This is a genomic window from Paeniclostridium hominis, from assembly GCF_014306135.1.
Taxonomy (GTDB): Bacteria; Bacillota; Clostridia; order Peptostreptococcales; family Peptostreptococcaceae; genus Paraclostridium; species Paraclostridium hominis.
Genome location: NZ_JACRWD010000001.1, coordinates 872,287 through 887,793 on the forward strand (window position 1 = coordinate 872,287; position 15,507 = coordinate 887,793).

Sequence of the window (15,507 nt, forward strand, 5' to 3'; positions counted from 1 at the left end):
AAAATATAGGAGAAAAAGATGAACATAGAGGGAATAATTGAAAAAGCAAAAGAGTATGAATTTGATCAAAAATTAATAGAAGAAGCAGAAATAAAAAGACAATCTTTTATAAAAAAATTTCCACTAGAAAAAATTAAGGATCTCAAAATAGAAGAGTATGCCTTACAAAAAGATAATGCACCTGATAAATATAAAGAAACTATGATTTATTATCTAGAAAGAAAGAATATATTAGCAGGAATAGGTGGAGGCAATTCCAGCAAGTTTCATATATATATGAATAAAGAAGGAAAATATTGTAAAGGTCGTTCTAAAAATAAAGAAATTTTAGAAGGAGAAGCTTTAGAACAAGAATTTGCAAAATTAAAAAATGATATTTACAATTCTATCATATTAGCTAAAGAAGATAAAATAGAGGAAGTACTAAAAATAAATACGCCTTTATGGAATATGGTATTATTGAAATTACTTTGTATTTATGTTCCAGAAAAATTTATATCACTACTTTCATCAGAGTTTATTATACCATTGGCACAAGACTTAGGTTTGGATGATAAGTTTGATATAAACTCAGATAATATAATACTCTTAAATTATGAAGCTACGAAAGTACTAAAAAAGCAAGATATTTTTAAAAATTGGAATTATGAAAAGCTTGGTAAGTTTATATACACACTTTATAATAAACCGGAAAAGAAATCTAATTATTGGATGTTAGGATCAACTTATGATGAAAAAGGTTCTAAGGCATTAGAGTTTATTAAAAAAAATAAAATAGCAATAGGATGCTTTAAACATGATATAAGTGACTATATAGATGATAATGAAGAGTTAGAAAAATTTATTGATAAAAATAATGAACCAAAATCTAAAGATCCATTATTAAAATTCTTAAAAATAAGAAAAGGTGATATTGTAGCATTAAAAGCATGCTATACACAGGGACCTAGAGAAAATTCTGTAGGTATGATAAGAATTGATGCCATAGGAAAAGTAACAGAGGATCCTATCAATGGATATGAGTTTGATGAAGATTTAGTACATACTTTACCTGTAGAGTGGATTACTACAGAAAGTAAGGTATATGAAAAAATAACATACTTAAAAGCTATAAGTCAGGTTAGAAATAAAGAGGTACTTAATAGAGTATTTAAAAATATAGAAAATAAATCAAATCAAGATACTAACAATGTGAATTATGAAGAAATAAATGATAATAAAAATATAATATTCTATGGACCTCCAGGCACAGGCAAAACTTACAATGTGGTAAATAAAGCTTTGGAAATAATAGATAAGGAATATTATAAAGATTTATTAAACTCAGACAGTGATGATAATCGGATAAAAATTGTAGATGAATTTAATAAACTAATGGCAAAAGGTCAAATTGCTTTTTGTACATTCCACCAATCATATGGATATGAAGAATTTATCGAAGGTTTAAAATCAGATGGCAAAGGAAGTTTTGTATGTGAAGATGGTGTTTTAAAAGAAATAGCTACGAGAGCATCTTATTCAGGTATAATAGATAAAAGTTCTAATGCACTTGATTTAAATAGCAAAAAAGAAATAGTAAAGAAAAACATAAAAGATAAAGAAAAGTTTGATTTTAAAGGAAAAGATAAATATGTTCTTATAATTGATGAAATAAACAGAGGGAATATTTCAAAAATATTTGGAGAGCTATTAACTTTACTTGAAGAAGATAAGAGAATAACTAAAGAAAATCAAGTAACATGTAAACTTACATATACAAAAGATGATTTTTCACTACCACCCAATCTATATATAATAGGAACTATGAATACAGCTGATAGATCAATAGCTCTTATGGATATAGCCCTTAGAAGGAGATTTAATTTTATAGAAATAATACCTGATGAAAGTTTATTAGAACCAATAGAAGATATAGATTTATCCAAACTATTAGAAATAGTGAATAAAAGAATAGAGTATTTTTACGATAGAGATCATATGATTGGACATGCGTATTTCAAAAGCATAGAAACTATAGACGATTTATCAGATTGCTTAAAATATAAAATTATACCTTTACTTCAAGAGTATTTCTATGATGATTTTGAAAAAATAGGTTTAATACTGGGTGGAATAGGGGAACGTGAAGAAGATGATTATATAGTATATAAGGAAGAAATAGAGGTAGAAAATTTATTTAAAAGTGGTGTTATAGGTGAGTTATCTAATAAAAATATATATAAAATTAAGTCAGATATAGGCACTAAGGAGATAAAAAATATATATGAAATGTAAATATATATGCATTAGAGAATCTTATGACTATATTGACTTAGGAGATAAAAAAGATAACTTATCTTACAAGGAACTTAAAAATCTAACTTCTTATTTGAACTATAAATACAATAATAAAAATATAATTGAACTTAATATTGATAAAATTAGATTTATAAATTACACAGGTATAATAGCACTTGATAATTTATTAATAGAAATATTGCCTAAAATATCTTTAGGAGATGATATTGATAATGATAGAAAAATGCTTATAAAAATGTTATCTATGTGTAATAGGTTACCTTTAAATATTGAACAAAGTGCCAGCATTAATACTAGTAAAAATAATTTACTTGAAGTGCTTGTTAAGATGTATATTGAGAATTTAGAAAATGAAATAAGAAAAGGTGTTAATTTAGAGTATATAAGTGAAAGTGATAATATAAATACTTTAAAAGGAAAACTTTTATTAAAAGAGCATATAAATAAAAATTATACAAACAAGAGTAAAGTTTATTGTAAGTATGATATTTATAGTTATGACAACTTTTTAAATCAAACATTTAAACATGCTTGTAGTATAGTATTAAATAAAATAAGTGACGAACAAGTAAAAAGTAAGATAAAAAAGATACTACAATTATTTGCAGATGTAAGTGAAGATTTTATTTTAAAAGAAAAGCTTAATATCTTTAAATTTGATAGAAAAAATGAAAGATTTAAATTGTCTTATGAGTTTGCAAAGTTAATAATAAAAAATGAAAGTAGCAAAAATACTTATGGAAATAAAAATGCTTTTTCTATTTTATTTGAAATGAATATTTTATATGAAGAGTATATAGGTAAATTAGTTTTGAAAAACTTTACAGATAAAAATACAAAAGTATTATTGCAGGATAATGGAAAAAGATTATTAAAAAATATTAAGACTAATAAAAGGAATATATCCTTAAAGCCTGATATAGTATTATATAAAAATGACATGGCTAGCATAATTATTGATACAAAATGGAAACAAATAGATTATAACGGTAGACTTAATTATAGCCAGTCAGATATTTATCAGATGTATGCATACGTCAACGCTTACAAAGATAGTAAAAGATGTATTATATTATACCCTAGCTTAAAAGGTAACATTGATTATCCTATTTGGGAGGTTGATGAAGAAAATAAATACATTGAAATAAGGGTTGCAAGATTAGATAGCATGGAAAATACTTTGGATGATTTAAGAAGTATTATTTATAGATAAATATTAGAAACTACAGTATATATTATATAAAAGAGTTTTAACAATTTAAATTTTATATATGGGGAGTAATAGCATGAGGTATTTTTGGGTGTTTCAAAACAAAAGTTATGCAGAAGAGTATAGCGGCCAATATTTATGGGCTCCAAAGATAGATTCAGGAGGTAAGAAAGTTCACCATTGGAGTAGGATGGAGGACGTTAAATTAGGAGATATAATTTTTAGTTGTGTAAATAGAAAAATTGTATCAGTAAATATAGCTAAAGGAGATGGGTTTAGCCACACAAGACCAAAAGAGATAGAAAAATTTGGACTTTGGAATGAAGAAGGGTGGATTATATTAGTAGATTATCATAAATTAAAAAATCCTATAAAAATAGATGATTTTTTAGACGATATAATGAAGAAACAAGGTCAAAAATACGCTCCTATTAATAAAAATGGGAGAGGAAATCAAGGATATTTATATCCTATAAATGATAATTTAGGAGATTATTTGATAGATATAATCTGTAGAAAAGGAAATGATGTAGATTCTCTAAATGAAAATATAAAAGAAATATATATTTGCAACTTACCTGATGATGAAGTGAAAAATAAAGCACAAAAAGCAAAAGGAAAGCCTAAATCAAAAGAAAGTAAGGTTATACAATATGATAGAGATCAATATGTAGTTGAATATACAAGAAGAAGAGCTAACGGAATTTGTGAACTTTGTGGAAATGAAGCTCCTTTTAAAAATTCAAAAGGAGAACCATATCTAGAGGTACACCATATAGTATGGTTATCAAGAGGTGGGGATGATACTATAGAAAACACAGCAGCTTTATGTCCAAATTGTCATAGGAAAATGCATATAATTAATTCACAAGAAGATATAGAGCATCTTAAAAGCAATAGATAATTAATAATACTATAAAAAATAAGAAGATAAGTATAAACTTATCTTCTTATTTTTTATCACACTCTTTAATTAATTGACTTACAGCAGGTACATCAGCAGGGGCCCATTTTAATGATTCTAAGTTTTCTCTTTTTAACCAAATAAGCTTAGAATGTTCACCAGCAACAGGAACACCACCTACTAAATTACACTTAATCGCTATAAGATTAACTATAAAATTACCATAATCATGTGTATTATCATTAAAAACCTCTAAAGCCTTTATATCACAATCAAGTTCTTCCTTAATCTCTCTTTCAATAGCCTCAAATAAAGACTCATTTTCTTCAACCTTACCACCAGGAAACTCCCACATATTAGGCAAAGTCATTTCAGGAGATCTTAAAGCACATAATATCTCTTCATTTTCATTTTCTATAATAGATGCAACTACTTTTATCATTTTTTTCATTTAAATCACCTCTTTGTATACAATTAATTATACTAAAGGTTTATTACTTAATAAATATGGAATATAATGGTATTGATAAAAAGTTAAAGTATTTATAAGAGGAGAACTATGAACGGATTAATATATAAATTAAATGAGCTAAAAAAGTTAAATAAAAAAGATATAATAGATGAAATAAAAGAATATACAGAAGCTAAAGGTTTTATAGTAGAAGAAGGTCAAATAGCAGCTTGGGATGCCTGTATAGATTTTCTTAATAACCAAAATGAATTATTAAACAATACAACTTACGATATAACATGTATATTTGAATACTTTCTACCACTAGAGGGTGGAAGAAGACCGGATGTTATTATGTTATTTGATGAAAAAGTAATAATCTTAGAATTTAAAAATAAACAAAACTACACAGAAGATGATATATCTCAGGCTATAGGATATAGAGAAGATCTATATAACTATCACAATTTCACAAGAGAAAATAATCTAGAAGTGGAAAGTTACTTAGTATTAACTAAAGGAAACCTAAGTGAAAACATAAATAATTTTCAAATTCTAAATAAAGAAAATTTCCTAGAGAAAATAGATTTTAAAAATCTAACACCATCAAATAAATCAAAAGCACAGGAGTTTATAAATTCTGAATATGAACCATTACCAGATATACTAAGTGCTACTTATGATTTATTTAAAAGTGGTAAGTTACCACATATACAAAGTATTTCAGATGGAGATATCGAAAAAGCCTATACACAACTTAAGAAAATAGTATTTAATAACATGACAAAAAATCGTGGCAAAAATATAGTTTTTATAAGTGGAGTTCCAGGTGCGGGAAAAACTCTTGTAGCTCTTAAGTTTTTATACAATTACAACAAGTATATACAAAGCAAGAACACTAATGAAGGTGGAGCTATATATTTATCAGGAAATGGACCTCTTGTAAATGTTATAGAAGCTCAAATTGATGAAGCACTTGGAAAAGAAGGTTTAGGTAAAGCTTATATAAAAGGAGCTATTAAGTTTAAAAGAGAGTTTATGAACAATAATAAAATTCCTAATTATAATGTTTTATTATTTGATGAAGCCCAAAGAGCTTGGGATGAAGAAAAGATGAATTCAGGTGGTATAAGTGAGCCGCAAGCTTTAATTGATATATGTGATAAAATCTACAAAGCTAAAGGTGATGTTACTTTAGTTTGTTTTGTAGGAAATGGACAATCTATCCATGAAGGAGAGGAAAAAGGAATTAAGCTCTGGGTAGAGGTGCTAAAAGATAGAATAGATTATGATATATATTTACCTGATAAGTTTAAAGAGGATTTTTCAGAGGTTAAAAATTTAAATATAGTAAATGAGTTGCACCTAGATGTGTCTATTAGAAATAATTTTATAGATATATCAAAGTTTATTGAATCAGTTTTAAGTTGTAATGTTTTTGAGGCAAGAAAAGAGTTAGATCATATAAAGTCTAAAGGTTTTGTTATTAAGGTAAGCCGCGATTTTAATAAGTGTATGGAGTATGTTGAAAATCTTGAAAATAAGAATTTAAAGCATGGTCTTCTTATATCTTCAAAGGTAAAGGGCAATGATTTTGAAAATGTTAAGAAAGCTTTAGGAAAAAGTAATTTTACAAGTTATATAGATTCAAGAGAGGCAGGTAAATGGTTTTTAAGAGATTGTAATGAAATGGAAACTGCTGCTTCTGAGTTTGCATGTCAGGGGTTAGAGATAGATTTTCCTATTGTTATATTTGGTGGAGATTATGTTGTTAGAAATGGTAAATTTGATTTTGATGAAAATAAGCTTGGATACCATTTGAAGAAGTATAAAAATCCTAAATTGATTATGGAAAATATTTATAGAGTTTTATTGACGAGAAGTAGAAAAGGAATGATTTTGTATGTTCCTGATGATAAGAATTTAGACGAGACTTATGATTTTCTTAGGAGTGTAGGTGTTAATAATTAGGCTTATTTTAATTTTGTTAGATTACTATAAACATAAAACTCTTTTTAAACCCTCGAAAAGAGGATAAAAAAACTACTAAGTTTATAATTTAGTAGTTTTTTTGTTTTAATCCCCCTTACGTTTAAAATAGACGCAAGGGGATTAAAATTTATTTTTTATAAAGAAGTTTCTTTTAAAATTAAACCTTCATTTCTCTCAAGTAGATGTCTAATAGACCATTCGTTTTGTAATAACAATACTGGATTGCTATTTTTATCTTCAACTAGTAATGTATCCATTGTCATTGAAAGCTTACCAAATTTAGAAAGATCATTTTCAATCCAACGTACATAACGGTAAGGTAGTGGGTTCATTAGTATATCAACATTATATTCCTGTTTTAGACGATATTCTAAAACTTCAAACTGAAGAACTCCAACTACTCCTATAATAAGTTCTTCCATACCACCATTAGGTTGTCTATAAACCTGAATCGCACCTTCTTCTGATAATTGTGTAATACCTTTTACGAATTGTTTTCTTTTAAGGGCATTTTTTGTAGATACTCTCATAAAGTGTTCAGGAGCAAATTGTGGTATATTAGTGTATTGTAAATTTGATTGTTTTTCACTTAATGTATCACCAATATTAAATATTCCTGGGTCATGTATACCTATAATGTCCCCTGGATAAGCTGAATCTATTATAACACGGTCTTGTGCCACAAACTGTTGAGGTTGTGAAAGTTTGACCTTTTTGTTTCTTTGTACATGAGTTACTGTCATACCTTTTTCAAATTTACCAGAGCAAATTCTAAGGAATGCAATTCTATCTCTATGATTTTTATCCATATTAGCTTGAATTTTAAATATAAATCCTGAGAAATTATTAGAGTTAGGATCAATATCGCCTAAATTACTGCTACGAGGACTTGGTGGTGATGTTATTTCTAGGAATGATTCTAAAAATGGCTCTACACCAAAGTTAGTAAGGGCACTTCCAAAGAATACAGGAGTCAATTCACCATTTAATATTGCATCTAAATCAAAATTATCTCCAGCAATATCTAAAAGTTCAATATCATTTAGTAGTTGTTCATGAAGAGCATCACCTAATAAAGTATTAAATTTTTCATCAGATACCTCTCCAGTTATAGACTTAGCAATATCTTGCCCATGGTTACCATCATCAAATACTTCAATTTGGTTTTTATGACGGTTAAACACACCTTTAAACTCTTTACCAGAACCAATTGGCCAGTTTACTGGGCAAGAGCGAATTCCTAGAACATTTTCAATATCCTCAAGTAGTTCAAAAGGATCCTTTCCTTTACGGTCCATTTTATTGATAAAAGTGAAAATTGGTATTCCTCTCATTTTACAAACTTGGAATAATTTCTTAGTTTGATCTTCAACACCTTTAGCAGAGTCAATAACCATTACTGCACTGTCTGCTGCCATAAGAGTTCTATAAGTGTCCTCACTGAAATCTTGATGCCCTGGAGTATCAAGAATATTTATACAAAAGTTATTATATTCAAATTGAAGAACACTTGAGGCAACAGATATACCTCTTTGCTTTTCAATTTCCATCCAGTCAGATACTGCATGTTTTTGAGATCTTCTTGATTTAACCGAACCTGCTTCACGAATGGCACCTCCATACAATAGAAACTTTTCAGTTAATGTAGTTTTTCCTGCATCGGGATGGGAAATGATTGCAAAGGTTCTTCTTCTTTTAATCTCATCAGTCAAACTTAAATTTTGTTCTGTCATTTTTTATCATCCTTTATTTTAATTTTATTATTATATAAATTATATTGATTAATAGTTTTAAAATGAACTTAATTTTCTATGTAATATAAAAAACTACAATCCTATTGATATTATAACTTTATTGCAAGACTGTCAATATAGAAACAAGCAATAGATTTCTTAAGTGTCTTGGATTAGTACTTTAAACTTTAATTTATAGGTGTGTTTTGTTAATATAGATGTATAAAAGATTAAAGGAGATAGATTATGGATTATACTAAAGCGCAGTTAGATGAGATTAAGGCTAAGATAATAGAGATATTAGATGAAAATGGAGAAATGAGATTTGGAAAGTTAGCAAAAATTATTATACATTCAGGTATGGCTGAGTCTAGTTTTATAGTACAAAAGATTTTAAAAAGAGGATGTGTTGAGTATAAGGAGTTTGATGGGACTGAGTTATTTGTAAGTCCTAGGACTGGATATTGGAAGTTGGTAGATTAATTTTTAGGGCACTGATTTTAAAGCTTAGGCTTTGAGTTAGTGCTTTATTATGTGAAAGTTTAGTTTGGCTTTGGGGGGGAGTTTGAGGTTATATAGCGGGCTTTAACGTTTCGTCGGATTGCTATATAGCCTCTAACTTTTTATTCTTCAATAAATTTGGTCAATTCTTCATTAAATTTCTCTCGCTGATCATAGAAAGATGCGTGACCGCTAAACTCAAATGGCATAAGCTTTGAATTTTTAATATATTGATTTTGTATTTTAGCTAGTGGAAATGGAACAACTTTGTCATGAATGCCATGAATAATTAAAGTTGGAACATTTATTGTTTCTAAGTCAGAAAACAGTACTTCCTCTATCCAAGTATTTGCTATAGCTGCAGTTGCCCAACCAGCCGCCTGAAAGCCTAATTGAAGGAACCAATCAGAGAATGGTTCAGTTATATGTTGAAAGAAAAAAGTATCACCGAAATCACTCAGCATTTTAGGTCGATCAGTGTATGTTTCCTCAATTATTTTGATTACATCCTCTTTTTCTAAACCATATGGGAAATTTGGACGTTTGATAAGGCTAGGAGCTGCTGCTGCAAAAAGAGCAAGTTTAGATATTCCGTATCCTTTATGGCGAGACATGTATCGAATAGCTATAGCTCCCCCAGTCGAATGACCTGCCAGTGTGAAATCATGTAAATTTAAAGCATTAACTACACATCTAACATCGTCTGATAATCTATCATAGTCGTAACCTGTATAAGGTTTATCTGATTTACCAAATCCTCTCATGTCTATACCAATACATCGGTATCCCATTTTTGGAAGATAATTAAACTGATATTCAAATAAATTATGATTCCCAGGCCACCCGTGTAGAAATAAGATTGTCTTATCGCCCTCTGGATTAAGATCCTCTACATAAACTTTTACCTTTGATTCTACTTTAACATAATATCCCATACAAACACCTCCATTAATGAAAATCATTTATTAATAGGTTATTCTTCTAGACATAAGTATGTGAGTTGTCTGTTTATTTTATAAAGATAAGCATTAAATTTCATATTGGTTTTACATTAAAACACTATATTATTTATAAAGACAAATATTAGGAGGGAAATATATGAATAAAAGTAAATTAAAAAAGAGTGTGACACTATTATTATCAGCTATAACTATATTTTTAATAGTTGGGTGTACAAATTCAGGAAATAATGACCAAAATATTTCATCTAGTAATATTTTTAAAGAGATGCAAACTACAGATATTAATGGGAATACAGTAGATAGTTCTATCTTCTCAGAAAAGAAACTTACATTAGTTAATGTATGGAATACAGGGTGTACTCCTTGTATAGATGAAATTCCAGTTTTAGACAAATTAAATAAAGAGTATGAGAAAAAAGGTGTTTCAATAAAAGGGTTATTGTTAGAGTCAGGGGTAGGACTAACTGAACAAGAAAAATCAGTAGTAGAGGAAATATTAAGTAAATCTAAATCAAGTTATCAACAGATAACTATGTCAAAGAAGATGTTAGAAGATGATATTTTTAAAAACATAGCAGCATTTCCTACCACATTTTTTATAGACAAGGATGGAAATATTGTAGATCAAATAGATGGTTCTAGTGATTATGAAGGATGGAAATCTAGAATAGAAGACGTATTAAAAAAGGTTGATATAAATGAGTAAATTTATGAGAAAAAATAAAATAGGCATAGCTTTAATAATCTTAGGTGCTTTATCATTATTTCTTGGTATTCATAGAAATGAACATTTAACTGTAGCCAAAAAATCTAATATTATATGTCTTGAATGCATAGGAATTGGATAGGGGATAGCTATGAATTTAATAACCAAAATAAAATCTAATTTTAGACTAATTTTTCAAATTGTATTTACAGCTTTAACTAACGGTTACTTACTAGGATATATGAATGGTAAGATATATAAAGGGAATAGTAAAAAACTATGTGTACCAGGGTTAAATTGTTATTCTTGCCCAGGTGCAATAGCATCTTGTCCGATTGGATCTCTTCAAGCAGTTTTGGGAAGTAGAGATTTTAAAATTTCGTTTTATATAATAGGTTTTTTAATGATTATAGGTGCATTTATCGGAAGATTTGTATGCGGTTGGCTATGCCCATTTGGATTAGTACAGGATTTATTATATAAGATTTCAGGTATTAAGAAAATAAAAAAAGTACCTAATGATAAGTACCTAAGGTTTTTAAAATATATTATATTAGTAGTATTTGTAATTATATTGCCATTATTTATATCTAACTATTCAGGTGATGGGAAGCCATGGTTCTGTAAATTAATTTGTCCTTCTGGTACACTGCTTGCAGGTATACCACTTATATCAATGAATAGTTCACTTAGACGTATAATAGGACCTCTATTTGCTTGGAAAATGTTAATTTTAATAAGTATTATTATTTTATCGATTAAGATATACAGACCATTTTGTAAATATATATGTCCGTTAGGAGCTATATATGGTTTATTTAATAAATATTCTATTTATAGATATGAAATAGACCACAATAAATGTACTAAATGTAATTTATGTCATAAAAAATGTGATATGAATGTAATTGTGCATGAGACACCAAATAGTGTAGAATGTATAAGGTGTGGAAAGTGTATAGACGTATGTCCTAAAAATGCAATAACAACTACTTTTTCTCAATCTAAAGGTTTAAAGGAGAAGTTAAATATTTAAAATTTACTAATGGCAATTATAATATACTATATTATGTTTTGCCTATATTAATTAAAATAATAATGAGGGTATTAAAAGTGAATGCAAAGATATTAATTGTAGAAGATGAAAGAGATATAAGAGAAGGAATAAGTGAATATTTATCTGAGGTGGGATATGAAGTTATGGTAGCCGAAGATGGACAAGAAGGAATAGATTTATTTAAAGGAAGTAAATTTGACTTAGTAGTATTAGACATAATGCTACCAAAATTAAATGGATTTGGTGTTTTAAATCAAATCAGGGAAATAAGTAATGTACCAGTAATTATGTTAACTGCTATGAGCGATGATTATACTCAAATTATGAGCTTTAATGAAAAGGCGGATGATTATATAACTAAGCCTTTCTCTGTAATAATACTTCATAAAAGAATAGAGGCACTATTAAGACGTAGTCAAGATGTAGAAAATACAAACAAATGGGTGTATAAAGATATAGAGGTAGATTTCTTAGGTTTTTCAGCAAAAAAGCAAGGAGAATCAGTAGATTTAAAGCCAAAGGAAATTAAATTATTGGAGCTACTATTAAAATATAAAAATCAAGTATTAACTAGGGGTCAAATATTAGACAATTTATGGGATATTGATGAAGCTCCAACTGATCGTGTAATAGATGTGTATATTAAAAACCTTCGTAAGAAGTTGTTGATAGACTGTATTGTAACAGTTAAAGGAATTGGATATAAGTTTGAGGAGCAGATATGAAAAAATTAAAGCTATTTCAAAAAACTTATTTATTTACAATGATATTAATGGGGATAATAATTATTATCTCTCATACCTTACTATATATGCTATTACCTACATTTTATATTAATAAAAAGCAACAAGACTTAGAGAATATTAGTAGGCAATTGATAGAAAAGTTAGAAGACAGTGATGAAAATGCTAGTAAGAGTATAGCAAAAGATTTTGCTAATAGATATAATGTTAATATTTCATTAACTATAAAAGATGAAACCTCCGTATTTGAAGGTATTAAGCAAGCTGATGTGTATATAGAGCCTGAATTACTTAATGAAAAACCTTTAATAATTCCTGAAGTAGAAAAAGTTATAAACTCAGAAGGAGTAAATAATTTACCTAATAAAATAGAACAAAATGCTAATTACTTCAAGGCAAAAGGCAACTCAATAATTACTAATAAAAAATTTAATACATTAGGTAATATAAATGGGTCCGTAAAAATTGTAATGGATTTACAGTCTTTTAAAGAAGCTAGAAGTATTGTATTTATGATATTACCCTATTCTATAGGGATAAGTTTAGTTATTTCACTATTTGCATCATATGTTTATGTAAAAATAATAACTGATCCAATAAAAGAAATATGTGAAGTAACAAAAGAAATGAAGGACTTAAATAAAGATGCTTATTGTAATATAAATACAGGTGATGAAATAGAATTATTAGCAACCAATATAAATAGTTTATATAAAACCCTTTGGAATACTATACATTCTTTAAAACAAGAAATTGAAAATGTAAGTAAATCTGAGCAAAGTAAAGTAGACTTTTTAAGAAGTGCTTCTCATGAACTTAAGACACCTCTTATGAGTATTCATATAATGTTAGAAAATATGATGCTTAATATTGGGAAATATAAAAATCATGATGTTTATTTACCTAAATGTAAGGATGCAGTGGTTGATTTAAGTAACATGGTTCAAGAGATACTAGATACATCAAGGCTAAATACTTTAAGTGAGCATAGTGAATATAAAATTATAAACATAAAAAATGTATTAGAGAAAACTATAGAGCCATATAAAATTACAGCAAAATATAAGAATATTAACATGAGTATTGATTATTCTAATTCATTAAATATAAATACAGATGAAAGTTTATTAAAGAAAGCTTTATCAAATATTATTTCTAATGCAGTAAACTATACAGATTCAGGAAAAAATATAAATATATACTTTAACAACAATTCATTGATTATAGAAAATGAATGTGAGCCAATCTCAAAAGAACATTTAGAGCGAATATTTGAAGCTTTTTATAGAGCGGAATTTGATAGAAATAAAAATACTGGAGGAAATGGATTAGGTCTATATATTGTTAAACAGATATTAAATACATTAGATATACCATATTCATTTGATGCTACTGAAACAGGTATGAAATTTACTATGACTTTTAAATAATATAATTGTATAGAAACTATTAAAGAACACTTAGCAGTGTTCTTTTTTTTAGAAATAGAAGAAGAAATATATAAAATACACATGATTAGTTATTTAATTTTATATTTGTTTCACATTGGAATTATATTATTTAGCTATAAACAAAAGAAATATTATTTAAGGAGGATAAATAATGGACGTACTAAAGAGAGCTTGGTTATATATAACTAGGAAGAAGAAGAAAAGTTTAATAATGCTATTTATATTATTTGCAATAGCTACAGCTATATTAAGTGGTATAGCAGTAAAAAAAGCTACAAATATAGCAAAAGAGAATGCTACCTCAGGGTTAAGCAACTTCTTTAGTATAAATTCGCAAAGAATTTCAAGAAAAACTATAGAAGAGATATTAAAGATTAAAGATATTAAAAACTATAATGCATCAATAGATGGTGGAGGAAATATTGATGGGCTTAAAAAAGTAAAGCCAACTAAAGAAGCACCATATGACTATGAAGGATTAGAAAAAACTTTTATAGCAACTGGAAATGATGATACAGAATCAGATCTTAAGTTTGTTAATAAGAGTATTAAATTAGTTGAAGGAAGGCACATAAAGCCTGGAGATAAAGGCAAAGTGCTAGTACATAAGAGTTTAGCTAAACTTAATAATTTAAAGATAGGCGATAAATTAACTATAAATAAAATGCATGGAAGAGATAGTCATGCAGTTTCAGGAAAAGGTCAAGATCAAATGACACTTGAAATTGTTGGTATATTTGATAATGTAATAGAACAAGCAGAAAGAGAAGGGACTTATTTAGATTTAATAGAAAATTATTTATTAACTGATAATAATTCTATACAAGAGTTTTATGGATATACAGATAATGATGATGTATTTTATACAACAAGTTTCTATGCAGATAAAAATACTAATATAGATTCTGTTATATCTAAGGTAAAACAATCACCTATAAACTTAAATGGTGCAAGAATCGACAAGAGCGGGGATATATTCCTTGCATTATCTAAGTCATTTGAGACAATGGATAAAATAGTAAATATGATGTTAATCGGAAGTACAGTAATTGGTGTAGTTATATTATCACTAATATTAACATTCTGGATTCAAGGAAGAATTCATGAAACAGGAATATTATTATCTATTGGAGTTTCAAAGTTTAAGATAATAGCACAATATATAAGCGAATTATTGATAATTAGTGTATTAGCATTTAGTTTATCATATTTCTCAGGGCAATTAATAGCTCAAAATGTTGGGGATTCATTAATGCAAAAGGCAGCAAATGAAACTGTACAAAGTATAAAACAAGAAGCTGGATTTGCTTTAGGAAATGACCCTGACACTAAGATGCTTACTCACACATCAAAAGATATAGAAGTTAAAATAACTCCTAAAGAAATGGTATATGTATGGGCTGTAGGATCAGCAGTTATAACTGCATCAGTAGCTATATCATCATTATCTATAATACGTTTAAAACCAAAAGAAATATTATCTAAAATGAGTTAGGAGT

14 protein-coding genes are annotated in these 15,507 nt (G+C 27.6%); 11 read left to right on the top strand and 3 right to left on the bottom strand.

What is annotated here, in order from left to right; all coding sequences use genetic code 11:
• Positions 1 to 18: 18 nt before the first annotated feature.
• From H8891_RS04155 to H8891_RS04165, 3 genes are all read left to right on the top strand, one after another.
• A complete protein-coding gene (locus tag H8891_RS04155) occupies positions 19 to 2,274 on the top strand; it encodes an McrB family protein (RefSeq protein WP_187005312.1) in 2,256 nt (751 codons plus the stop codon).
• A complete protein-coding gene (locus tag H8891_RS04160) occupies positions 2,264 to 3,511 on the top strand; it encodes an McrC family protein (RefSeq protein WP_187005313.1) in 1,248 nt (415 codons plus the stop codon). The genes H8891_RS04155 and H8891_RS04160 overlap by 11 nt, the downstream gene beginning before the upstream one ends.
• 73 nt (positions 3,512 to 3,584) lie before the next feature.
• Positions 3,585 to 4,412: an HNH endonuclease gene (locus H8891_RS04165; protein WP_243207760.1), complete on the top strand. Its 828-nt coding sequence runs from the start codon at positions 3,585 to 3,587 to the stop codon at positions 4,410 to 4,412.
• Between the two features lie 46 nt (positions 4,413 to 4,458).
• Here the strand turns inward: H8891_RS04165 and H8891_RS04170 are convergent, their stop codons facing one another.
• Positions 4,459 to 4,863 (bottom strand): (deoxy)nucleoside triphosphate pyrophosphohydrolase, encoded by a 405-nt coding sequence (locus tag H8891_RS04170; RefSeq protein ID WP_187005314.1) that lies wholly within the window; start codon positions 4,861 to 4,863, stop codon positions 4,459 to 4,461.
• A gap of 108 nt (positions 4,864 to 4,971) precedes the next feature.
• Between H8891_RS04170 and H8891_RS04175 the strand changes: the two genes are divergently transcribed.
• Positions 4,972 to 6,834 (top strand): DNA/RNA helicase domain-containing protein, encoded by a 1,863-nt coding sequence (locus H8891_RS04175; RefSeq protein ID WP_187005315.1) that lies wholly within the window; start codon positions 4,972 to 4,974, stop codon positions 6,832 to 6,834.
• A 155-nt stretch (positions 6,835 to 6,989) separates the two neighbouring features.
• On the opposite strand, the gene H8891_RS04180 is transcribed toward H8891_RS04175, so the two are convergent.
• Positions 6,990 to 8,588, bottom strand: coding sequence for a peptide chain release factor 3 (locus H8891_RS04180; RefSeq protein WP_187005316.1), 1,599 nt, complete (start codon positions 8,586 to 8,588; stop codon positions 6,990 to 6,992).
• A gap of 246 nt (positions 8,589 to 8,834) precedes the next feature.
• On the opposite strand from H8891_RS04180, the gene H8891_RS04185 reads away from it, so the two are divergent.
• Complete coding sequence (locus H8891_RS04185) at positions 8,835 to 9,071, top strand: hypothetical protein (RefSeq protein ID WP_187005317.1); 237 nt, start codon at positions 8,835 to 8,837, stop codon at positions 9,069 to 9,071.
• Positions 9,072 to 9,211: 140 nt separating this feature from the next.
• On the opposite strand, the gene H8891_RS04190 is transcribed toward H8891_RS04185, so the two are convergent.
• On the bottom strand, positions 9,212 to 10,024 hold the full coding sequence (locus H8891_RS04190) for an alpha/beta fold hydrolase (protein WP_187005318.1): 813 nt from the start codon (positions 10,022 to 10,024) through the stop codon (positions 9,212 to 9,214).
• Between the two features lie 163 nt (positions 10,025 to 10,187).
• On the opposite strand from H8891_RS04190, the gene H8891_RS04195 reads away from it, so the two are divergent.
• The 6 genes from H8891_RS04195 to H8891_RS04220 all read left to right on the top strand — a co-directional run bounded on the left by H8891_RS04195 (position 10,188) and on the right by H8891_RS04220 (position 15,503).
• Positions 10,188 to 10,757, top strand: coding sequence for a TlpA family protein disulfide reductase (locus H8891_RS04195; RefSeq protein ID WP_187005319.1), 570 nt, complete (start codon positions 10,188 to 10,190; stop codon positions 10,755 to 10,757).
• Positions 10,750 to 10,899, top strand: coding sequence for a CD1871A family CXXC motif-containing protein (locus H8891_RS04200; RefSeq protein WP_187005320.1), 150 nt, complete (start codon positions 10,750 to 10,752; stop codon positions 10,897 to 10,899). Before H8891_RS04195 ends, H8891_RS04200 begins: the two co-directional genes overlap by 8 nt.
• A 9-nt stretch (positions 10,900 to 10,908) precedes the next feature.
• A complete protein-coding gene (locus H8891_RS04205; protein WP_187005321.1) occupies positions 10,909 to 11,793 on the top strand; it encodes a 4Fe-4S binding protein in 885 nt (294 codons plus the stop codon).
• 77 nt (positions 11,794 to 11,870) lie between these two features.
• The gene (locus tag H8891_RS04210; protein ID WP_330604938.1) at positions 11,871 to 12,539 is read left to right on the top strand and encodes a response regulator transcription factor; all 669 of its coding nucleotides are present in this window, start codon (positions 11,871 to 11,873) and stop codon (positions 12,537 to 12,539) included.
• A gap of 86 nt (positions 12,540 to 12,625) precedes the next feature.
• Positions 12,626 to 13,987, top strand: coding sequence for a sensor histidine kinase (locus H8891_RS04215; protein ID WP_243207761.1), 1,362 nt, complete (start codon positions 12,626 to 12,628; stop codon positions 13,985 to 13,987).
• Between the two features lie 172 nt (positions 13,988 to 14,159).
• Positions 14,160 to 15,503, top strand: coding sequence for an ABC transporter permease (locus H8891_RS04220; protein WP_187005323.1), 1,344 nt, complete (start codon positions 14,160 to 14,162; stop codon positions 15,501 to 15,503).
• Positions 15,504 to 15,507: the final 4 nt, after the last annotated feature.